This window comes from Mycolicibacterium confluentis (assembly GCF_010729895.1).
Lineage (GTDB): Bacteria > Actinomycetota > Actinomycetes > Mycobacteriales > Mycobacteriaceae > Mycobacterium > Mycobacterium confluentis.
Genome location: NZ_AP022612.1, coordinates 4,188,744 through 4,208,849, shown reverse-complemented (window position 1 = coordinate 4,208,849; position 20,106 = coordinate 4,188,744). Strand labels below are relative to the sequence as shown.

Below are 20,106 nucleotides of genomic sequence, written 5' to 3'. Positions count from 1 at the left end.
ATGACGGAACTGGTCGATGCCGAGCCGAAGTCGGACGCCGCGCCCCTCGACGCCCATTCGCTGACCTGGCGGTGGTTCGGCGACAACCGCATGTTTCTGATCGGACCGCGGCCCGCGGTGCTGCAGAACATGCTCGCCGAACTCGGCCAGGGGGTGCTCGACCACTCGGTGTTCTTCTCCGACACCGCCGAGCGGCTGCGGCGCACCATCCCGCCGATCTTCAACACCGTCTACGGGTCCGAGCAGGACAACGCGGGCACCCGGGTGCGGGACTTCCACACCGACATCAAGGGCGACATGCCCGACGGTTCGCGCTACCACGCGCTGAGCCCCGAGACCTACTTCTGGGCGCACGCCACGTTCGTCGAACAGGTGCTGTATTTCGCCGACACCTTCGTCAAGCGCCTGACCTATGCCGAGCGTGAGCAGATCTACGCCGAGTCCAAGACCTGGTACCGCCGCTACGGCGTGAGTGACCGGATCCTGCCCGCCGACTACGCCGAGTTCGTGCAGTACTGGGACCGCATGATGGAGAGCGTCGTCGTCCCGCACAAGACCGCCCTCTACGGCGTCGGCTACGTGACCAAGGGCTTCCCCAAGCCCAAGGCGGTCTCGCCGTTGGTCTGGAAACTCGTTGCGCCGGTGTTCAATCCGGTCGCGGCGTTCCTGACCACCGGAGGCTTGCCGCCCAAGGCCCGCGAGATGCTCGGCCTGCCCTGGACCGAGCGGCAGGAGCGGCGCTACCAGCGCTTCGCCGCGTTCTGGCGCTCACGCCCCGTCAACGCGATCTGGGATCGGCTGCCGATGTCGTTGCGCTACAGCAAGTTTGCGCAGGCCGCCTACGCGCGCGAAGGGGTCACGCCATAGCCGGCGGATCCGATCCCGCCACCGCCGCGATCCTCGACGCGGCGTTGGCGGAGTTCGAGCGGCACGGCTTCCGCCGGGTCGCGCTCGACGACGTCGCCCGCCGGGCGAGGGTCAGCCGCACCACGATCTACCGGCGCTTCGCCGGCCGGGACGAGCTGGTGGCCGCCGTCATCGACCGCGAGAACGAGGGCCTGTTCCTCGAGATCGCCGAGCACATCAAGAGCGCCGGTCCCAAGGCCAACATCTATGTCGAGGCCTTCACGGCCGCCATCGTCAAGTTCCGGGACCACCGCGTGCTCAATCGGATGATCACCGACGATCCGGCGCTGGCGGTCGAACTGGCCCACCAGCACTACGCCGCGGCGGTGGCCAGGATCGTCGCTGCGCTGCACGTGATCTTCCCGGTCGGATTCGCCGAAAGGGTCGGCCCGCAGACGGTGTCCGCGCTGGCGGATGCCATCCTGCGGTACTCGCTCATGGCGCTGCTGTTGCCGAGTCTGCAGCCACTGGAGACCGCCGAGGACATCCGAGCCTTCGCGACCACGCACTTTCTGCCCAGTCTTCCCGCGGCGCTGCGCGCGGTGTCCGTATAAAGGGGGACATGGCAACGCTGGCGGACACCGCCGAAAGCTTCGTCCAGATGGCCCATTCGATCGTCTGGGCCTCGGCGGCCACGGTCGACGCCGACGGCAGGCCTCGAAGCAGGGTCCTGCACCCGATCTGGGAATGGGACGGCGCGACGCTCACGGGCTGGATTGCGGTGTGGCGCACCCCGATCAAGGAGGCCGATATTGCGGCCCACCCGTACGTATCGCTGAACTACTGGTCGCCGACCCAATCCACCTGCAGCGCCGAGTGCGCCGTGACCTGGGTGCTCGACGACGACGGCCGCACGCGCGTGTGGGAGAAGTTCAAGGCCGCGCCTGCTCCGGTGGGATATGACCCCGCGATCATTCCGGAATGGCGCGACGGACCGACCGCGGAGGGATTCGCGGCCTGGCGGGTGGCGCCGTATCGGCTGCGCGTCATGCCCGGCACCGTGATGACGCAGGGCGTCGGCGACGTCCTCAGCTGGCACGCCTGAGCAACAGAGTGTCGTCGATCCCGGCACGCGCCATCAGCTGTCGCCACGGTGTCTTGAGATCGGCGAGCGCCGTCGTCGTCGGCACCACGCGAGGCTGATCCACCGCAAACGTGCGGCCCGCGAACTTCACCCGGCCGCCGCCCGCGCTCTCCAGGTTCCTGATCCAATCCCGTTGCGGCCCATAGGGGAGCAGCACGGCCACGCCGTCGGGGGTGGAGAACATCGACACCGGCGTGCGATACGTCGCACCGCTGCGGCGGCCGGTGTGCTCGACGATCGACCACATCGGGAGATATCCCGACAGGGGCCGGACCAGGCGGTTGGTGACTCTGCGGTTGAACTCGGCGCGTCGTTGAGAAAACCGGACCATCACCCGATTCTGCTGAAGACGTGCGTGAGATGTGGGCGTATGTCACCCTGATTTGTCGAATACCCCCTGTGTGAACCCGACTTCGCGGCACTGGCTGGCCCCAGCCGTATCGGGCCGCGCAACTGTGGGTCGGCATGACCGCCGAGGCCGCACTGCTGGAGTTCGATGCGGGACACAGACTCGACGACCTGCGCGCCGCGCTCGCACGTTTATCTGGAGGTGCCCGCGCGACGGAACGGATCAGCGTGCCCGCACCCGCGCGGGGGATTCAGCCCCGGCGCAGCAGAACGGCGCCGTTGTCGAACGGCAGCACGCGAAACAGCACCCGGCCGAACCCCGTCACATGCTCGGCGGCCTCGGCCTTGGTGACCACCTGGGGATCGGTCACCGCGAATGTGCGACCGTAGCGTTTGAGCGTGCCACCGCCCGCCGCGGTGATGTTCTTCAACCAGTCCCGGTCGGGTCCGTAGGTCAGCAGGATCGCGACGCCGTCGTCGGTCCAGAACACGGTCAGGGGCGTGCGAAAGAACCGGCCGGACCTGCGGCCCACATGTTCGAGGATCCCCATCGTGGGCGCGTATCCCGCCCAGATCCGCTGGATCGGGTTGGTCACGTGCCGGTTGAACCGGGCCAGCCACTGCGGCAGCTGCATACCCCCATTCAACGCCCCGGACCCCGGTCCGTCGAGACCGCGCCGTGGTTGACATATTCGGCTGAAAATGTCACGTCCGTGGGCGCACTGTGCACATAATGGCCCGGTGAGCACCGACCCACGTCAGGTGGTGCAGAGCTTCCTGGCGGCCTGTGAGGCCGAGGACTTCGGCGCCATTCCCGAACACCTCGACCCGGACCTGATCTACCACAACGTGGGCATGCCGGAGATCCACGGCCGAGACGGCGCGGTCCGATTCCTGCGCATCCTGTTCGGCAGGCCGGGAACACATTTCGAGGTCCGAACGCACCGGATGGCCGTCGACGGCAACGTGGTGCTGACCGAGCGCACCGACGTCAGCATCATCGGGCCGTTCCGGTTCCAGTTCTGGGTCTGCGGCGTCTTCGAGGTCGAGGACGGCCGAATCACCCTGTGGCGGGACTACTTCGACTTCTTCGACATCACCAAGTCTGTTCTGCGTGCAGTGCTCGGTGCGGCGATCCCCGCTCTGCGCCCGAGGTTGCCACTGGAAGGAGCCCGACCATGACTGTGGATCAACACGTCACCTACTGCCGGATCTGCGAACCGCTGTGCGGATTGATCGCCACCGTCGAGGACGGACGGCTGCTGTCGCTGCGCCCGGACCCCGACCATGCGTTGTCGGGGGGCCGCGCCTGCCCCAAGGGCATCGCCTTCACCGACGTCCAGAACGATCCGGACCGCGTCCTGCACCCATTGCGCCGCACGGCGGACGGCACATTAGAACGGGTCGGCTGGGACGAAGCGCTCGACGACATCGCACGCCGCCTCTCCGAGATCATGGCCACCCACGGCGGGGGCGCGGTGGGCCAGTACTTCGGCAATCCCACCGCCTTCGGCTACGCCACCGGGCTGTGGTCGGGGTTGTTCATGGCGCGCCTGGGTGCTCATCACCAGTACTCGTCGGGCTCGCAGGACATTAATTCCCGATTCGTCGCCAGCAAGCTGCTCTACGGCGCGGCCTTCGAGATCCCGTTCCCCGATCTGCCGCGGACCGACTTCCTGTTCATGCTCGGCGCCAACCCGCTGGTGTCGCACGGCAGCGCCGTGCGCACCCCGCGGATCAAGGACGACCTCGCCGACATCGTCCGTCGGGGCGGTCGCGTGGTGGTCGTCGACCCGCGCCGGACCGAGACCGCCCGCGCCTACGAGCACCTGCCGGTGCGTCCAGACTCCGACGCGTGGCTGCTGCTGTCGATGCTGCACGTGATCTTCGCCGACGGCCTCGCCGACGAGCAGGCCATCGCCGAGCAGACCACGGGGGCGTCGCGGTTGCGCGACCTCGCCGCACAGTTCCCTCCGGAGGACACCGCGGAGCGCACCGGTGTGCCCGCCGAGACGCTGCGCGCACTGGCCCGCGATTTCGCGGCCGCGCCGTCAGCCGCCGCCTACGGCCGGGTGGGTGCCTGCCTGGGCCGGCACGGCACGTTGGTGTCCTACCTGCTTGATGCGCTGGCCATCGTCACCGGCAACCTCGACCGCGCCGGCGGACTGCTCATGCCGCGCGCCGTGATCCCCTTGGAGGAGATGGGGGAGCGCACCGGACGGCTGACCTACAACAAGGCCACCTCGCGGATCGGTGGGTTGCCCGACGTCATCGGCACGTTCCCGGCCGCGCTGATGGCCGAGGAGATCCAGACCCCCGGCCCCGGCCAGATGCGCGCGCTGTTCGTCACCGCGGGCAATCCGGTGCTGACGGTGCCCGACGGGCCGAAGCTGGAGTCGGCGCTCGAGCAGCTGGACCTGATGGTTTCGCTGGACCTGTACATCACCGAGACCAACAAGCACGCCGACTACATCCTGCCCAGCACGACCTTTCTGGAACGCCACGATCTGCCGTTCGGGTTCGCCTGGTCGTCGTCGACGGTGTTTCTGCAGTCCGCCGAACCGGTGCTCGAGCCGTACGGCGAGGCCAGAAACGAATGGGAGGTGTTCGACGAGCTGGCCCGGCGGATGGGCCTGGCGATGTTCGCCACCGGTCCGCTGCAGCGCTTCAACGGCGTGCTGGCCTGGCTCGACCGCCGCGGCATCGCCCGGATGACGCCACGGCGCCTGATGGAACTGCTGCTGCGGACCGGGCCCTACGGTGACCGGTTCGGACTTCGGCGCGGGGGGCTCAACCCCCGACGGCTCCGCGAGAATCCGCACGGCGTGGTACTCGCCGAGCGGGCGCCCGCGGGCATCCTTTCCGAGGTGATCCACCATGACCACGGCAGGGTTGTGCTTGAGCCCGAGGAGATCCTCGTCGAGGCGGCCAGGCTCGGCGACCGGCATCCGGACGATCCGGCGTTTCCGCTGATGATGATCGGCATGCGGGAGATGCGTTCGCAGAACTCCTGGATGCACAACAGTGCGACGCTGATGAAGGGGGACCGCAGGCATCGGGCCCGAATCAGTCCCGCGGACGCCGCGGACGCGGGCCTGGCCACGGGCGACCGGGTGCGGATCACCTCGCCGCACGGATCCATCGAGACCCACGCCGAGATCACCGACGATCTCCAGCCGGGCACCATCGCGGTGCCACACGGCTGGGGTCATGCCGGGGGGTGGCAGCGGGCCAACCAGGCGGCTGGCGCCAACGTCAACGAACTGGTGTCGACGTCCAGCGACGAACTCGAGAGGCTCGCCGGCATGGCGGTGCTCAACGGTGTCCCAGCCCGCATTGAAGCGGTTCGGGCCAGCCACTTGGGCAACTGAATACCCCCGTTCACGGGCCGTGTGACCGATCTCTCAAGCCCCGTCGTCAGGTCTCGCGGTGTGGTGGTTTGACGTGCCCGCACCCGGGCTTCTCATCGACCGTGTCCTCAAGCTTCTGTTGAGCCTTGCCAGCGTCTTTCGCGAGTTCCTCGATGGATTCGTCACCCTCGTCGGCGCGCATGTCGCACCTCCATCTCATCGTGCGTCGAGGTTGGGTTGCCGATTCCCGCCGCCGGCAAACAGCGGTCCGGCCAGGTCAACTACACCCTGTAGCAGAAGCCGGTCGCCCCAACTGGGACACTGGTGGCCATGAGCTGTACCGATCGCTCCGCCAAGTTGTTCACCGACGCCTCGGCCGTGATCCCGGGCGGGGTCAACTCGCCGGTGCGGGCCTTCAGCGCCGTCGGCGGGACGCCGCGCTTCATCACCTCGGGTCGGGGTTGGGAGCTGACCGACGCCGACGGCAACCGCTATGTCGACCTGGTGTGCTCCTGGGGGCCGATGATCCTCGGTCACGCCCACCCCGCGGTGGTCGAGGCCGTGACCAAGGCCGCCGCGCACGGACTGTCCTTCGGCGCGCCCACCCCGACCGAGTCGGAGTTGGCCGCCGAGATCATCGACCGCGTGGCCCCGGTGGAGCGGGTGCGCCTGGTGAACTCGGGCACCGAGGCCACCATGAGCGCGGTGCGCTTGGCCCGAGGCTTCACCGGGCGGCCCAAGGTCATCAAGTTCTCGGGCTGCTACCACGGCCACGTCGACGCCCTGCTGGCCGACGCCGGATCGGGTGTCGCGACGCTGGGCCTGCCGTCGTCACCCGGCGTCACCGGAGCCACGGCCGCCGACACCCTCGTGCTGCCGTACAACGACGTCGAGGCCGTCGAGGCGGCCTTCGCCGTACACGGTGACCAGATCGCCGTCGTCATCACCGAGGCCAGCCCCGGCAACATGGGCTGCGTGCCGCCCAAGCCCGGCTTCAACGCGGCGCTGCGCCGGATCACCGCCGAGCACGGCGCCCTGCTCATCATCGACGAGGTGATGACGGGCTTCCGGGTCAGCCGCAGCGGTTGGTACGGCCTCGATCCGGTGGACGCCGACCTGTTCACCTTCGGCAAGGTGATGAGCGGTGGCCTGCCCGCCGCGGCCTTCGGCGGCCGCCGTGAGGTCATGGAGAAGCTCGCCCCGCTGGGGCCCGTGTATCAGGCCGGGACGCTGTCGGGGAACCCCGTCGCGATGGCCGCGGGACTGGCCACGCTGCGTGCGGCCGATGCCGGCGTTTACGCCAAGCTCGATGCCAACGCCGACCGACTGGCCGGCCTGCTCGCCGGGGCGCTCACCGAAGCCGGTGTGGTGCATCGGGTTCAGCGCGCCGGAAACATGTTGTCGGTGTTCTTCACCGAGGACGAAGTCCCTGACTTCGCGTCGGCCCGGGCCAGCCAGACCTGGCGGTTCCCGCCCTTCTTCCACGCGCTTCTCGACGCCGGGGTGTACCCACCGTGCAGCGCCTACGAGGCCTGGTTCGTCTCGGCGGCTCTCGACGACGAGGCCTTCGCCCGCATCGAGGCGGCCCTGCCCGCCGCAGCCCACGCCGCCGCCGCGGCGACTGATCCGGAGGCCTGAGTGAGCGTGACCACCCGAGTGCACGTCATGCGGCACGGTGAGGTGCACAACCCCGAGGGCATCCTGTACGGCCGCCTGCCCGGGTACCACCTCTCCGAACGCGGCCGGGCCCAGGCCAAGGCCGTCGCTGAGGCGCTGGCCAACAACGACATCGTCGCGGTGTTCGCCTCGCCGCTGCAGCGCGCGCAGGAGACCGCGACCCCGATCGCGGCCGTGCACGGACTCGCGATCGACACCGACGACGACCTGATCGAGTCGGCCAACTACTTCGAGGGCAAGCGCATGTCGCCCGGTGACGGCGTCTGGCGCCACCCGAAGGTGTGGTGGCAGGTGCGCAACCCGTTCACGCCGTCCTGGGGTGAGCCGTACACGGAGATCGCGTCACGGATGTCTGCCGCGGTCGAACGCGCACGGCTCAAGGGCGAGGGCCACGAGGTGGTCTGCGTGAGCCACCAGCTTCCGGTCGAGACCCTGCGCCGGTCCATGCAGGGCAGGCGGCTGGCGCACGACCCGCGTCGGCGGCAGTGCAACCTGGCGTCGCTGACCACACTGACCTACGAGGGCGACCGTTTGATCGACGTCTCCTACCGGGAACCGGCGGCGGGTCTGTGACCATGTGCAGTCGAGTGATCGCGATGCTGGCGGCAGTGACCGCCTGCCTCGTGCTCTCCGGCTGCGCCACCGGCGACGACGCCGTGGCCCAGGGCGGCAGTTTCGAGTTCGTCGCGCCGGGCGGCAAGACCGACATCTTCTACGACCCGCCCGCCGACCGCGGGCGGCCGGGACCGATCAAGGGCCCCGACCTGATGGACCCCGATCGGCAGCTCTCGCTCGACGACTTCGCGGGCAAGGTTGTGGTCATCAACGTCTGGGGTCAGTGGTGCGGCCCGTGCCGCTCCGAGATCAGCGAGTTGCAGCAGGTCTATGACGACACTCGGGAGCAGGGCGTCGCGTTCCTGGGGATCGACGTCCGCGACAATGACAGGCAGGCCGCCGAGGACTTCATCCGCGACCGCAATGTCACGTTCCCGTCGATCTACGACCCGCCGATGCGGACCATGATCGCGTTCGGCGGCAAGTACCCGACGTCGGCGATCCCGTCGACCATCGTGCTGGACCGCGAGCACCGGGTGGCGGCGGTGTTCCTGCGCGAACTGCTGGCCGAGGACCTGCTGCCCGTGGTGCAGCGCCTGGCCGCCGAACCAGCGGGGGAGTCGGCGCCGTGACCGGCGCGGCCGACCTCGCGGCCAACGGGCCGCTGCTGCTGGCGCTGGGTGTGTGCGTGCTGGCGGGCCTGGTGTCCTTCGCGTCGCCGTGCGTGGTGCCTCTGGTGCCCGGCTACCTGTCGTATCTGGCCGCGGTCGTCGGTGTCGACGACCCGGACTCCGGGACGGTCAAGGTCAGCACCTCGACGCGGCTTCGGGTGGCAGGCTCGGCGCTGCTGTTCGTCGCGGGGTTCACCGTGGTGTTCCTGCTCGGTACGGTCGCCGTGCTCGGTGCGACCACCACCCTGATCACCAATCAGATTGTGCTGCAACGGGTTGGCGGCGTGCTGACCATCATCATGGGTCTGGCCTTCATCGGTCTGATCCCGGCCATGCAGCGTCAGGTGCGGTTCACGCCGCGCACGCTGTCGACCGTCGCCGGTGCGCCCCTGCTGGGTGCCGTGTTCGGCCTCGGGTGGACGCCGTGCCTGGGGCCCACGCTGACCGGCGTGATCACCGTGGCCTCGGCGACCGACGGCGCCAGCGTCGCCCGTGGCGTCGCGCTTGTGATCGCCTACTGCCTGGGTCTCGGTATCCCGTTCGTGGTGCTGGCCTTCGGATCCTCGTGGGCCGTCGGGGCCCTGGGCTGGCTGCGCCGCAACACCCGGATCATTCAGATCGTCGGCGGGGTGCTGCTGATCCTGGTCGGACTGGCTCTGGTCACGGGCGCCTGGAACGAGTTCATCTCGTGGGTGCGCGACGCGTTCATCAGTGACGTGAGGCTTCCGTTGTGACCCGACTGTTCGCCCTGGTCCGCAACACATGGCGTGGTCTCACATCGATGGGCACGGCCCTGGTGCTGCTGTTCCTGGTGGCTCTGGCCGCGGTGCCCGGCGCGCTGCTGCCGCAGCGCAGCCTGAACGCCAGCAAGGTCGACGAGTACCTGGCCCAACACCCGACCATCGGCCCCTGGCTGGACCGCTTCCAGTTCTTCGAGGTGTTCGGAAGCTTCTGGTTCACCGCGATCTACGTGCTGCTGTTCGTGTCGTTGGTGGGGTGTCTGACCCCGCGGATGATCGAGCACGCACGCACGCTGCGCGCGACGCCCGTCCCGGCCCCGCGCAACCTGGGACGTCTCCCCAAGCACGCCGAGGGATCGGTGACCGGTGCGCCGCGCGCCGTGGCCGAGCGGATGGCGTCGCGCCTGCGCGGGTGGCGCACGGTGATCCGCGAGCAGGACGGCACGACCGAACTGTCGGCGGAGAAGGGCTACCTGCGCGAGTTCGGCAACCTGGTGTTCCACTTCTCGCTGCTCGGCCTGCTGGTCGCGGTCGCGGCGGGCAAGATGTTCGGCTACGAGGGCAACGTCATCGTGATCGCCGACCGCGGTCCCGGCTTCTGCTCGGCGTCGCCCGCCGCGTTCGACTCATTCCGGGCCGGCAACACCGTGGACGGCACGTCGCTGTACCCGATGTGCATCCGGGTCAACGACTTCGAGGCCAACTACCTGGACAACGGGCAGGCGACGTCGTTCAGCGCGAACATCGACTACCAGGTGGGCGAGGACTTGGTGTCCGGCCAGTGGCAGCCCTACAAGCTCGAGGTGAACCGCCCGCTGCGCGTCGGTGGTGACCGGGTGTACCTGCAGGGACACGGTTACGCGCCGACCTTCACCGTGACGTTCCCCAACGGCCAGACCCGCTCGCAGACCATCCAGTGGCGGCCCGACGACCAGCTCACGCTGCTGTCGTCCGGTGTGATGCGCATCGACCCGCCCGCGGGCATGTATCCCGACGAGGGCGAACGCCGCAAGAACCAGATCGCGATCCAGGGCCTGCTGGCGCCCACCGAACTGCTGCACGGCACACTGCTGTCGTCGAGCTTCCCCGCGCTGAACAACCCGGCCGTGGCCGTCGACATCTACCGCGGCGACACCGGGCTCGACACCGGCAGGCCGCAGTCCCTGTTCACGCTCGACCCGCGGATGATCGACCAGGGCCGGCTCACCAAGGTCGACCGGGTCAACCTGCGACTCGGCCAGGACGTCCGTCTCGACGACGGCACCGTGGTCCGGTTCGAGCGCGTGACGCCGTTCGTGAACCTGCAGGTGTCGCACGACCCCGCGCAGGTGTGGGTCCTGGTGTTCGCGCTCACAATGATGGCGGGCCTGCTGGTGTCGCTCGTCGTGCGCCGGCGGCGGATCTGGGTGCGGCTGTCCCCGGTCGCGGCCGCCGATGCGGAGAATGCCGATGTCGCCGGTACCGTGAACGTCGAACTGGGTGGTCTGGCGCGTACCGACAACTCCGGCTGGGGCGATGAGTTCGAACGCCTCGTCGAACGGCTGCTCGCGCCTGCCCCGGATGCCGCGGTCGATCCGGCGACCGCAAGAGAGAAGGTGTGATGATCTCCGAGCACGTGGACCTCGGCTTGGCCCGCTATTCCGACTGGGCCTTCACGTCCTCGATCGTGGTGCTCGTCGTCGCGCTGCTGCTGCTGGCCGTGGAACTGGCCTACAGCCGCAGTCGCAAGGTCAGCGAGCGTGAACTCGTCGCGGCCGGCGCGGGGTCGACGGTCGCCGCCGACAGTGCCACCCCCGGGGTGGTGCAGAAGGCGCAGGGCCGCTCGGTCGACGAACGTGTGGGCCGGGCCGGGCTGGCGCTGACCTACCTCGGCATCGCGCTGTTGCTGGCGTGCATCGTGCTGCGCGGGCTGTCCACCAGTCGCGTGCCGTGGGGCAACATGTACGAGTTCATCAACCTCACGAGCCTGTGCGGTCTACTGGCCGCCGCCGTGGTGCTGCGCAAGCCGCAGTATCGCGCGCTGTGGGTGTTCGTACTGGTGCCGGTGCTGATTCTGCTGACTGTCTCGGGCCGCTGGCTCTACAGCCACGCGGCGCCCGTCATGCCCGCGCTGCAGTCCTACTGGCTGCCGATCCACGTCTCGATCGTGAGCCTCGGTTCCGGGGTGTTCCTGGTGGCGGGTGTGGCCAGCATCCTGTTCCTGCTCAAGATGTCGCGCTTCGGTGCCGCCGATGCCGAGGGCTTCCTGCCCGGGATCGTCTCGCGCCTGCCCGATGCCCAGACGCTGGACCGCATCGCCTACCGCACCACGATCTTCGCGTTCCCGGTGTTCGGCTTCGGTGTCATTTTCGGTGCCATCTGGGCCGAGGAGGCGTGGGGCCGGTACTGGGGCTGGGATCCCAAGGAGACCGTGTCGTTCATCGCATGGGTGGTGTACGCCGCCTACCTGCACGCGCGTTCGACCGCGGGTTGGCGTGACCGCAAGGCGGCCTGGATCAACGTGGTCGGCTTCGTCGCGATGGTGTTCAACCTGTTCTTCATCAACCTCGTGACGGTCGGCCTGCACTCGTACGCCGGCGTCGGCTGAGTTTGAGCCGCCTAGGCTGCCGCGCCCCGGAGCGCGCGCCGCGGCCCGGCTGCCCCAGCCGCGCCCGGCGCCGTCACGAAATGTGCGGAATTGCAGGTGAAATCGCCGAATTCGCGACAATTCCGCACATAATCGGGCGCTCAGGGCCGTTCGGGGCTATCGCGCCCAGCCGCTCAGGGCGCCAGCAGGATCTTGGCAAGTGTGGTCGTGGTCTCGACGCCGTCGTCGAAACCGCCGTGGCCGCCGAGTGAGTTCATGACTGCCAGCGTGTACCGCTGACCCGGCCCGGCGAAGCCGACCGAGTTCACCACCCAGCCGCCCTCCTCCTGGGACCACCCGTTCTTGTTGCCAGGTGCCATCGAGGCTCCCGCGCCCCACACACCCCAATGCTGGTTGGTTCCCACCCGTTGCAGTTCCGCCACGATGGCCGCGGCATCGGCGGCGGGCAGTCGCGTCAGGGTGAAGTTGATCAGCCGGTCGAAGTCGTCGGCCGTCGCCTTCTGGAAACCCCAGTACGGGTACACGTCGCCGAATCCGGGCTGCGGGCGCACCCCGGTCAGGCCGTAGGCGGGGAAATTCCGATTGAACGCGGTGTGGTCGGCGCCGCCGTAGCGGTCCCAGAGTGTGTCGGCCGCGGCGTTGTCGGAGGTGCGCACCATGGTCGACATCAGCTGTCGGTCGGCGGGAGTCAGGGTCAGTTGACCCGCGCGCTCGCGGGACAGCAGATCGACCACCATGGCGAGCTTGATGGTCGACGCGGTCCAGATCGGCGTTGCGGCCGCGGTGTTGCGGTAGGCCTGACCGGTGAGCCGGTCGCGCACGACGTAGCCCACGGTCCCCGGCCGGGTGGCCAGGTAGGCGTCGGCGCTGCTCACTCGCTGCGCCAGCACGGCGCGGGCCGTCGGAACCGGGGCCAGCGCCGTCATCGCGATCAGCACGACCACACCCGCTAACCAGCGCATTGCGCCACCCTCGCATCCGTGCTGACGATCACGCGGTAGGCCCGCCGAGGGGGCTCGCGCCGACTGACCTGCCGGCAGCGCCTGCGATAGTGTGCACCCAATGTCGTCGGATGGGGGGAGTGCGCGAAGGTGACCGAGCAGCCTGCGCCCAGTGCAGACCATCATCGTGACCCCGAGAACACCGATCCGCCAACGTGGTTGACGCAGGCCGAACCGCGCGACCCTGAGGACGGGGCCCGGCATTCGGCGCCCGAACCGACGCCCAGCGCCGGTTTCCGCGCCGAACATCGTTTCGCGACGCCGTCTGCCCCCGTGCCCGCGCCCGCGGCAGAGCCTGACTGGAACACCGCGACGCCCGCGACCGGGATCCCCGCCGCCGCGCCGTACGGTGCGCCCTACTACGGCCCGCCGCCGACGGGCCCCGCGCCGGGACCGCAATACACGGGTCCACACCCCACGGGTCCGCACCCCACGGGTCCGCACCCCGCGCAGAACCCGCCGCTGTCGCAGTATCAGCCAGCCGTGCCGCAGTCGCCGTATCCGGACCTGTCCACCCACGCGCTGCTGCGTCCCGTGAAACCCGCTCCCATGCACGGTTGGCGGCGTGCGGTCTACCTGGCGTCGGGCAAGCTCATCAACGTCGGGGAGAGCGCCAAGGAGACGCATCACCGCAATCTCGTCGCGCACGTCAACCGGCCGTTGGGCGGCTGCTACAAGATCGCGGTGCTGAGCCTGAAGGGCGGTGTGGGCAAGACAACCATCACTGCGACGCTCGGGGCGACGCTCGCCTCGATCCGCGGTGACCGGGTGATCGCGGTGGACGCCAACCCCGACCGCGGCACGCTGAGCCAGAAGGTGGCCCTGCAGACGCCGGCCACGGTCCGCGATCTGCTGCGCGACGCCGACCATGTGGCGCGTTACAGCGATGTGCGCCGCTACACCTCACAGGGGCCCAACCGTCTGGAGGTCTTGGCCTCGGACAGCGATCCGGCGGTCTCGGATGCGTTCAGCTCACCGGACTACACGCGGACCCTCGACGTCCTGGAGCGCTTCTACAGCCTGGTGCTGACCGACTGCGGGACGGGTCTGATGCACTCGGCGATGTCGGCCGTGCTGGCCCAGGCCGACACCCTCATCGTGGTGAGTTCGGGTTCGGTGGACGGTGCGCGCAGTGCGTCGGCGACGCTCGACTGGCTTGAGGCGCACGGCCACGAGGCGCTGGTGCGCAGTTCGGTCTGTGTCGTGAACGCGGTGCGGCCACGCTCAGGCAAGGTCGACATGCAGAAGGTCGTCGATCACTTCTCCCGGCGCTGCCGAGCGGTGCGACAGGTGCCATTCGATCCGCACCTGGAAGAGGGCGCCGAGATCAGCTTGGACCGACTCAAGCCCTCGACACGGGAGGCACTGCTCGATCTGGCTGCCGTGGTCGCCGACGGCTTCCCGGCTGACTTCCGGCCGGGCCCGTCGCGCTAGGTCACTTCGGCTTGTTGTCGCCGCGGGAGAGGCGCCACAGGAACTCGGGGTCGTCATCGGGACCGATGACCCGGGTCTGCGGTCTGGCCTGGTAGGCACGCACCATTCGCCACCCGCCGTAGGCGAGGGCGCTGATGAACAGTATGAGGAGCAGGTAGTGCACGGAAACCTCCTTCATCTGAATATACGCGCGTCGGTAGGCTCAAGTCGTGGCTGATGATGATCGCTCCACCGGCGGAATGGTGCTCGACGTTCTGGCTTACCTGCTGGCGCGGCTGGCTCTGGTGGCGGCGTTGGCCGCCGTGATCTTCTACGGGGCGTCGCTGTTCGGCGTCAAGGTGCCCTTGGTGGTGGCGCTGCTGTTCGCGATCGTCGTGGCCCTGCCGTTGGGCATGTGGGTGTTCGCGCCGCTTCGTCGCAAGGCCACCGCCAGCATCGCGGCCGTCGACGTGCGCCGCCGCCGCGACCGGGAGCAGTTGCAGGCCCGCCTTCGTGGCGATGATGAGGGCAAGGCCGAGTAGCCCCAGAAGGTTTGGATCCGGTCCCCGGTGGAACACACCGGGATGACGGATCAACCCAAGTCTCCCGATCCCGAGCCGGACCAGACCCCGGGGCTGGCTGACGGCGGCGGCGTCGAACCCGGCGACACACCGCCGGACTCCGATCAGCTGTCGGCGACGTCCAATGCGGATCCACCCGTGCGGCACCGCGCCAGTCCCACCTCGGTCGTGGCGTTCGCCGCCGTAGCGGTGTTCATCCTGCTGTTCGTGGCCGCCGCGGTGCTGCTGATCGCCAGGATGACGGGCGCGCTGGGCTGACCCCTCATCGCGGCCGCAGTTCCTCGAGCCTGTTCACGCGCTGGTCGATCCAGTCGCGCGTCGACTGCACGGCTTGGTTCAGGTCCTCGCGGCTGAGCCCGTCGGTCAGCGGGATCGTCGCGGCGATCCGGTCGAGCAGGGCCTGCGCCCGCCCGTCGGCGTACATCTCGTCGTAGAGCTCCCAATACGCGTCGTGATAGGCCGGTGCGAACTCCGTCGACGCGAGGAACCGCTCCTTGAGCGGATTGCCCTTGAAGAGTGCCTCGAAGCCGCCGGGTGGCTCGGGAAGGTTCACTCCGGGCGGTGGGGGCGGAAGCTCCACCTTGTCGTCCGGCCCGATCGCCGCGTCCCCGACCATCGCCAGGTTGAGGTCCCATGACAGGACCGACAGCTTCTTGGTGGCGAGGTCGAACCACAGGTAGTAGTTCTGGCCCGGCCCGGCCATATCGTCGGCGTTGATCAGCAGGTTCTGGGTGGCCACGTAGCGGGCGAAGGAGTCGACGTCGACCCAGTCGGCCAGGTGCGCGTCGAACTCGTCCTCATCGGCGGCTTCGAGCCACCGGAGAAAGTTGATGATGGGCGCCAGGTTGCCGGCCTCGGCCGAGTTGATCTGCTTGAACTGCCCGGCGTACGCCGACTGATCGGTGCTCTTGAACGCCAGCGTGGAGTTCGCATCCGCCTTGTAGAGGTAGCCGGGTGAGTCGAAGAGCGTCTCGGCGTAGGTCTCGTCGGGGTGTTCGAGCAGCAGGCGCGTCGTCGTCTGTCCGTTGATCGTGTAGGCCGCGTAGGCGAAGCGCTGCGTGGGCTGCCCGGTGGCCGCGGTCAGCGACAGTGCCAGGGCCTCGTTGAGAACGGGCGTGCCGGGGCGCACCGACAGTTCGGTCATGCCCTGGTACCCGCGCCCGTCGGCGTTCTCGTTGAAGCTGATCAACAGCGGCAGCGTCGTGGGGTCCTCGGGGTCGGCGTTGTGGAACATCGCCATCGGGTCGCCCTTGAGGTCGCCGGGCGGAGGACCCGCCCCGGGAGCACCAGGTGCGCCGTGCGGTGGACCGCCGGGTGGCGGGCCAGCCGGGCCCGCGCCTTCCCCGGGCGGCGGGAAGTCGCCGCGCAGGCCCATCAGGGTCGAGTTGCCCTTCAGACGCACCGCGGCGTCACTGATCACGGTCCCGTCGAGCGTGACGTCGGCCGTGACCCACTTCTTCTCGCCGTCGGACTCGTACGCCGAGACCATGGCCTGATACTCGGCGGGGGTGATGTCGACGACGAGGCTGTGCTCGACGGCCGGGTCGAACAGGTCGACGGTGCCTGCGATGTTGTCGGTGATCTCAGAGCGCATCACCGCGACGTCACCCGTGATGTACGGGCGGATGGTGGTCTGGCCGAACGCCGCGGCCAGGGTCACGGTGACCACCACCAGCGCCGCGAGCAGTTTCCAATGCTGCCGCAGACGGACCGGAAGCCGGTGGACGAGCCGTCGCGGCGGCGGCGCGGTCCTGCAAGCCTCGGGCATCAGATGTCGGTCTGGTCGTACCCGGTCAGGACTGTCACGCGCTGTCCGGAGTTGACCGCGCTCAGCGCGGGGATCAGCTCACCGGAGGTGCGGCCCTTCTTCAGCGCAGCGGTGTAATACAGCTCGGTGAGTGCCCCGGAACGGGCTGATTCCGTTGAGACGAGCTCGAATTCGCTGCAGAACTCGATCAGCACGTCCTCGACGCGGGCGGTGTACTCAGGCTCTGGCGGCACCTGCACCTTGACCACCTGGCGCTGTACGTCGAGCTTGAACCAGTTGAACCGGTACATGATGACGAGCACCAGGCAGATCACCACGGTGGCCGCGACCGCCAGCACGTAGAAGCGGGTGCCCGTGGTCATGCCGACGGCCATGGCCAGGAAGATGAACCCGACGTCGCGAGTCTCCTTGATGGCGTTGCGGAATCGGATCACCGACAGTGCGCCGACGAGGGCGAATGCGCGGGCGATGTTGGACCCGACGACCAGCATGATCACCGAGATCACCATGCACACCATGACCAGGGTCTGCACGTAGGACTGGCTGTAGGAGACGTTCTTGTGGGTGTAGCGGTAGACCCATCCGATGACGGAGGCCAGCACGAATGACAGCGCCAGTGAGGCCGCCACGTCGAACACCGTGAAGGTGCCGCTGAGGTCTTGCAGATCGATGGTCATGTTGTTCTTTCAGCTTGATACAGAAGGGAATTCGTCGAACGAGAGTTCGGGAGCGCCGTGCCGGGACCGCGGTGCCAGCTCGAAGGCCTGCACGGACTGGCAGTACTTCGAGATCCGCACGACGGACATGTCGATCCGTGCGGCCAGGTCGGTGACCCAGTAGGGCACCCGCTCGTTGGCCTTGATCTCCACGATCGCCAACCGGGGCGGGATGATGAACCGGTTCTGCGCGCCGGAGGCGAATCCGAAGTCGCGGTCCCGGCCGTGCACGCGGTGGTCGATGGTGACCCGTAGGCCGAGGTCTGCGTCGCGTCCCACGAACGCTTCGCGCAGATAGCCCGTGGTGACGATGGGCCGCAGATCGAGGTTGCCGATCAGCGTGCTCACCTCGTCGACGAACGCACGCTCGGTGCCGCTGGACTGCGGTGGTTCGCGATGGTCCAGCCAGGCCCTCGCCGTGGCGTACGGCAGGGCCATCCGGCGTTTCTGTGTGACCCTGTTGACCCTCTGCTTGATCTCGATCTGCACAGGTGTCTCGTCGGTGCAGTCGGAGGGGTCGCCGTAGAGACGCATCCGCAGTTTGCGGCGAAACCGCAGACCTTCGATCTTCTCCCAGTAGAAGCGCAGATCGGGCGTGTCGTAGTACAGGGACGTCACCGGATACCCGCCGTGCGGTGAGTACGGGTCGGCGCTCATGTGCTCGCCGAGTGCCTCGCGCAGTTGCGGAACCTTGAACTCGTCGAGCAGGTACTTGATCTCGTAGCGGTTGAACGCGTGCAACCGACTCGCGGTCTGTTGGTAGCCCGTCGGCTGGGTGGGGACATCCTCGTAGCTGTGCCGAGGGTGTTCCTGCGACCTTCTGGCGAACCGGTCGAACACACCCATGACGACGGAACCTGCTCTTTCGTTGTTGACTGCTGCGGGGAAGCATCATGGGCGACGCGGATGTGTGCCAGCTGTGTAAGGGCTGTGGCCCAGATTTCCGCCCTGGTCAGGACCTTGAAGCCCGCACTTTGTCAAGGTTCATTGACGCAGCGAATCCGTCAAGTTATCTTGACAAGCATGGCCGAGCCACTGCCCGACGATGCGGCCGCCGACGATCTAGGTGGCGGTCTCAGTGACACCGACCCGGTGGCGGGCCTGCGCGCCGTGCGCGCACTGCAGCGCCTGCAGGAGCGCCTCGAAGCCCTGCACGTCGCCAACGCCCGGGAACAGGGCTGGAGTTGGCAGGCGATCGCCGATGCGCTCGGAGTCAGTCGCCAGGCCGTACATCAGAAGTACAACCGGAGGCGGTGAGCGGATGTTCGAGAGGTTCACGCGCGACGCTCGGGTGGCGGTGATGCTGGCACAGGAGGAGGCCCGCGACCTGAACGCCCGCGTCATCGGTCCCGAACACGTGCTGCTCGGGGTCCTGCAGAGTGCCGACGACGCGTTGGGGGCCGTGTTGGACGGCTTCGGCCTGACCGCTGAGGGTGTGCGGGCCCGGCTGAAGGCCGACGACAGCGGATTCGACGACGAGGCCGAGGCCCTGCGCGCCATCGGCATCGATCTGCACGCGGTGCGTGACGCCGTCAACGCGTCGTTCGGGCCCGATGCCTTCGACGACGCACTGCAGCGCTCAGGGCGACGCCGGCGCCGCCGTGGGCATCTGTCCTTCAGTCGCGACGCCAAGAAGGTGCTCGAGATCGCGCTGCGGGAAGCGCTGGCCCACAAGGGCCGGGAGATCCGCGCCGAGCACCTGGTGCTGGCCCTGCTGCGCGGCGGGGATCGCGCGACGGTCGGGTTGATCGCCGAGCACGTCTACCCCGCGCAGTTGCGCGCCGCGGTCGCGGCGCTGCTCGACCAGGCGGCTTAGAGGCGGCCTGAACGGCTCACTCAGCCGAACGCCAGCGCCAGCGTCACCGCGATGGCCCACACCAGCATCGTCAGCCCGGTGTCGCGCAGCACCGGAATCAGCGCGGGGCCCAGGGCGCCGGAGACCACCGGACGGGCCGCGCGCAGCGCGAGGGGAGCGGCCACCAGACCGGTCAGGCACCACGGCGTCGCGAGTGCCAACAGCACCGTCGCCACCCCGGCCGTCGCCACCAGGGCCACGTACAGGCCCCGCGTGCGCCGGTCACCCAGTCGGACCGCCAGCGTGATCTTGCCCGACGTCGTGTCGGTCGGAATGTCGCGCAGGTTGTTGGCCACAAGCACGGCCGACGACAGTGCGCCGACCGCCACGGCCGCGACCGCGCCGACCCAGTCGATCTGCAGGGCCTGCGTGTACTGCGTGCCCAGCACCGCGACCAGGCCGAAGAACACGAAGACTGCGATCTCACCGAAACCGGAGTAGCCGTAGGGCTTTGAGCCGCCCGTGTAGAGCCACGCGCCGGCGATGCAGACCACTCCGACGGCGATCAGCCATGGACTGCTCGCCAGGGCCAGTGCCAGGCCGGCCACCGCGCCGATGGTCAGGCTCACGATCGCCGCGGTCAGCACGGCACGCGGCGAGGCCACGCGCGAGCCGACCAGGCGCAGCGGTCCCGCGCGTTCGTCGTCGGTCCCGCGGATGCCGTCGGAGTAGTCGTTGGCGTAGTTGACGCCGATGATCAGCGCCAGTGACAGCACCAGCGCCAGCAGCGCCTTCCACCACACCGCCGAACCGAGCCAGGCGGCCGCGCCGGTTCCGGCCAGCACCGGAGCCACCGCGTTCGGCAGTGTCCGGGGTCGGGCGCCTTCAATCCACTGTGCGACGGTGGCCATGCG

Annotated in this window: 25 protein-coding genes; 16 read left to right on the top strand and 9 right to left on the bottom strand. The window is 68.6% G+C overall.

Annotated elements, in window-relative coordinates:
- From G6N34_RS19950 to G6N34_RS19940, 3 genes are read left to right on the top strand one after another with little or no spacing between them, the layout of a single operon-like run.
- On the top strand, window positions 1–867 hold the full coding sequence (locus tag G6N34_RS19950; protein ID WP_085156133.1) for an oxygenase MpaB family protein: 867 nt from the start codon (window positions 1–3) through the stop codon (window positions 865–867).
- A complete protein-coding gene (locus tag G6N34_RS19945; RefSeq protein ID WP_085156136.1) occupies window positions 864–1,460 on the top strand; it encodes a TetR/AcrR family transcriptional regulator in 597 nt (198 codons plus the stop codon). Before G6N34_RS19950 ends, G6N34_RS19945 begins: the two co-directional genes overlap by 4 nt.
- Before the next feature lie 8 nt (window positions 1,461–1,468).
- The gene (locus G6N34_RS19940; protein WP_085156139.1) at window positions 1,469–1,951 is read left to right on the top strand and encodes a pyridoxamine 5'-phosphate oxidase family protein; all 483 of its coding nucleotides are present in this window, start codon (window positions 1,469–1,471) and stop codon (window positions 1,949–1,951) included.
- Here G6N34_RS19940 and G6N34_RS19935 read toward each other — a convergent pair.
- Together G6N34_RS19935 and G6N34_RS19930 are read right to left on the bottom strand one after the other, a co-directional pair.
- Window positions 1,935–2,321 (bottom strand): nitroreductase family deazaflavin-dependent oxidoreductase, encoded by a 387-nt coding sequence (locus G6N34_RS19935; protein WP_085156142.1) that lies wholly within the window; start codon window positions 2,319–2,321, stop codon window positions 1,935–1,937. The two genes, G6N34_RS19940 and G6N34_RS19935, sit on opposite strands and share 17 nt — an antisense overlap.
- A gap of 268 nt (window positions 2,322–2,589) precedes the next feature.
- A complete protein-coding gene (locus G6N34_RS19930) occupies window positions 2,590–2,973 on the bottom strand; it encodes a nitroreductase family deazaflavin-dependent oxidoreductase (RefSeq protein ID WP_085156145.1) in 384 nt (127 codons plus the stop codon).
- Between the two features lie 67 nt (window positions 2,974–3,040).
- On the opposite strand from G6N34_RS19930, the gene G6N34_RS19925 reads away from it, so the two are divergent.
- Together G6N34_RS19925 and G6N34_RS19920 are read left to right on the top strand one after the other, a co-directional pair.
- Window positions 3,041–3,520, top strand: coding sequence for a limonene-1,2-epoxide hydrolase family protein (locus tag G6N34_RS19925; RefSeq protein ID WP_085156148.1), 480 nt, complete (start codon window positions 3,041–3,043; stop codon window positions 3,518–3,520).
- Window positions 3,517–5,709 carry a molybdopterin-containing oxidoreductase family protein gene (locus G6N34_RS19920; protein ID WP_085156151.1) on the top strand — a complete coding sequence of 731 codons (2,193 nt, stop codon included), beginning with the start codon at window positions 3,517–3,519 and terminating at the stop codon, window positions 5,707–5,709. Before G6N34_RS19925 ends, G6N34_RS19920 begins: the two co-directional genes overlap by 4 nt.
- A 46-nt stretch (window positions 5,710–5,755) precedes the next feature.
- Here G6N34_RS19920 and G6N34_RS28315 read toward each other — a convergent pair whose 3' ends face one another.
- Window positions 5,756–5,890, bottom strand: a complete 135-nt coding sequence (locus G6N34_RS28315) for a hypothetical protein (protein ID WP_264016714.1) — start codon at window positions 5,888–5,890, stop codon at window positions 5,756–5,758.
- 128 nt (window positions 5,891–6,018) lie between these two features.
- Between G6N34_RS28315 and hemL the strand changes: the two genes are divergently transcribed.
- From hemL to ccsB, 6 genes are read left to right on the top strand one after another with little or no spacing between them, the layout of a single operon-like run.
- Window positions 6,019–7,326 carry a glutamate-1-semialdehyde 2,1-aminomutase gene (hemL, locus tag G6N34_RS19915; protein ID WP_085156153.1) on the top strand — a complete coding sequence of 436 codons (1,308 nt, stop codon included), beginning with the start codon at window positions 6,019–6,021 and terminating at the stop codon, window positions 7,324–7,326.
- A 27-nt stretch (window positions 7,327–7,353) separates the two neighbouring features.
- A complete protein-coding gene (locus G6N34_RS19910) occupies window positions 7,354–7,938 on the top strand; it encodes a histidine phosphatase family protein (protein WP_276061532.1) in 585 nt (194 codons plus the stop codon).
- Window positions 7,939–7,940: 2 nt separating this feature from the next.
- A complete protein-coding gene (locus G6N34_RS19905) occupies window positions 7,941–8,552 on the top strand; it encodes a TlpA disulfide reductase family protein (RefSeq protein WP_085156242.1) in 612 nt (203 codons plus the stop codon).
- A complete protein-coding gene (locus G6N34_RS19900; RefSeq protein ID WP_085156160.1) occupies window positions 8,549–9,325 on the top strand; it encodes a cytochrome c biogenesis CcdA family protein in 777 nt (258 codons plus the stop codon). The genes G6N34_RS19905 and G6N34_RS19900 overlap by 4 nt, the downstream gene beginning before the upstream one ends.
- A 47-nt stretch (window positions 9,326–9,372) precedes the next feature.
- Window positions 9,373–10,932 carry a cytochrome c biogenesis protein ResB gene (gene resB / locus G6N34_RS19895; RefSeq protein ID WP_085156245.1) on the top strand — a complete coding sequence of 520 codons (1,560 nt, stop codon included), beginning with the start codon at window positions 9,373–9,375 and terminating at the stop codon, window positions 10,930–10,932.
- Complete coding sequence (gene ccsB, locus G6N34_RS19890) at window positions 10,932–11,918, top strand: c-type cytochrome biogenesis protein CcsB (protein ID WP_085156162.1); 987 nt, start codon at window positions 10,932–10,934, stop codon at window positions 11,916–11,918. The genes resB and ccsB overlap by 1 nt, the downstream gene beginning before the upstream one ends.
- A gap of 173 nt (window positions 11,919–12,091) precedes the next feature.
- Here ccsB and G6N34_RS19885 read toward each other — a convergent pair whose 3' ends face one another.
- On the bottom strand, window positions 12,092–12,844 hold the full coding sequence (locus G6N34_RS19885; RefSeq protein ID WP_085156248.1) for a serine hydrolase: 753 nt from the start codon (window positions 12,842–12,844) through the stop codon (window positions 12,092–12,094).
- Window positions 12,845–13,078: 234 nt separating this feature from the next.
- Here G6N34_RS19885 and G6N34_RS19880 point away from each other — a divergent pair, with 234 nt between their 5' ends.
- Window positions 13,079–14,353: a MinD/ParA family ATP-binding protein gene (locus G6N34_RS19880; protein ID WP_085156251.1), complete on the top strand. Its 1,275-nt coding sequence runs from the start codon at window positions 13,079–13,081 to the stop codon at window positions 14,351–14,353.
- A 1-nt stretch (window position 14,354) separates the two neighbouring features.
- Here G6N34_RS19880 and G6N34_RS27635 read toward each other — a convergent pair whose 3' ends face one another.
- Complete coding sequence (locus G6N34_RS27635; protein ID WP_276061378.1) at window positions 14,355–14,531, bottom strand: hypothetical protein; 177 nt, start codon at window positions 14,529–14,531, stop codon at window positions 14,355–14,357.
- A 61-nt stretch (window positions 14,532–14,592) separates the two neighbouring features.
- Between G6N34_RS27635 and G6N34_RS19875 the strand changes: the two genes are divergently transcribed.
- Together G6N34_RS19875 and G6N34_RS19870 are read left to right on the top strand one after the other, a co-directional pair.
- On the top strand, window positions 14,593–14,874 hold the full coding sequence (locus G6N34_RS19875) for a DUF4229 domain-containing protein (protein ID WP_109788678.1): 282 nt from the start codon (window positions 14,593–14,595) through the stop codon (window positions 14,872–14,874).
- A gap of 42 nt (window positions 14,875–14,916) precedes the next feature.
- Window positions 14,917–15,171: a DUF6480 family protein gene (locus G6N34_RS19870; protein WP_085156164.1), complete on the top strand. Its 255-nt coding sequence runs from the start codon at window positions 14,917–14,919 to the stop codon at window positions 15,169–15,171.
- Window positions 15,172–15,175: 4 nt separating this feature from the next.
- Here G6N34_RS19870 and G6N34_RS19865 read toward each other — a convergent pair whose 3' ends face one another.
- Genes G6N34_RS19865 through G6N34_RS19855 form a run of 3 tightly spaced genes read right to left on the bottom strand, consistent with a single transcriptional unit; the run spans window position 15,176 to window position 18,243 of the window.
- Entirely contained in the window at window positions 15,176–16,681 is a 1,506-nt protein-coding gene (locus G6N34_RS19865) for a CotH kinase family protein (RefSeq protein ID WP_085156166.1), read from the bottom strand.
- A complete protein-coding gene (locus G6N34_RS19860) occupies window positions 16,681–17,358 on the bottom strand; it encodes a DUF4956 domain-containing protein (RefSeq protein WP_085156168.1) in 678 nt (225 codons plus the stop codon). Before G6N34_RS19860 ends, G6N34_RS19865 begins: the two co-directional genes overlap by 1 nt.
- A 9-nt stretch (window positions 17,359–17,367) precedes the next feature.
- Window positions 17,368–18,243, bottom strand: coding sequence for a polyphosphate polymerase domain-containing protein (locus tag G6N34_RS19855; RefSeq protein WP_085156171.1), 876 nt, complete (start codon window positions 18,241–18,243; stop codon window positions 17,368–17,370).
- A 177-nt stretch (window positions 18,244–18,420) separates the two neighbouring features.
- Between G6N34_RS19855 and G6N34_RS19850 the strand changes: the two genes are divergently transcribed.
- Together G6N34_RS19850 and G6N34_RS19845 are read left to right on the top strand one after the other, a co-directional pair.
- Window positions 18,421–18,654 carry a helix-turn-helix domain-containing protein gene (locus G6N34_RS19850; RefSeq protein WP_085156174.1) on the top strand — a complete coding sequence of 78 codons (234 nt, stop codon included), beginning with the start codon at window positions 18,421–18,423 and terminating at the stop codon, window positions 18,652–18,654.
- Window positions 18,655–18,658: 4 nt separating this feature from the next.
- Window positions 18,659–19,213, top strand: a complete 555-nt coding sequence (locus G6N34_RS19845; protein ID WP_085156177.1) for a Clp protease N-terminal domain-containing protein — start codon at window positions 18,659–18,661, stop codon at window positions 19,211–19,213.
- A gap of 20 nt (window positions 19,214–19,233) precedes the next feature.
- Here the strand turns inward: G6N34_RS19845 and G6N34_RS19840 are convergent, their stop codons facing one another.
- Window positions 19,234–20,103, bottom strand: a complete 870-nt coding sequence (locus G6N34_RS19840; RefSeq protein ID WP_085156180.1) for a 1,4-dihydroxy-2-naphthoate polyprenyltransferase — start codon at window positions 20,101–20,103, stop codon at window positions 19,234–19,236.
- Window positions 20,104–20,106 lie beyond the last annotated feature (3 nt).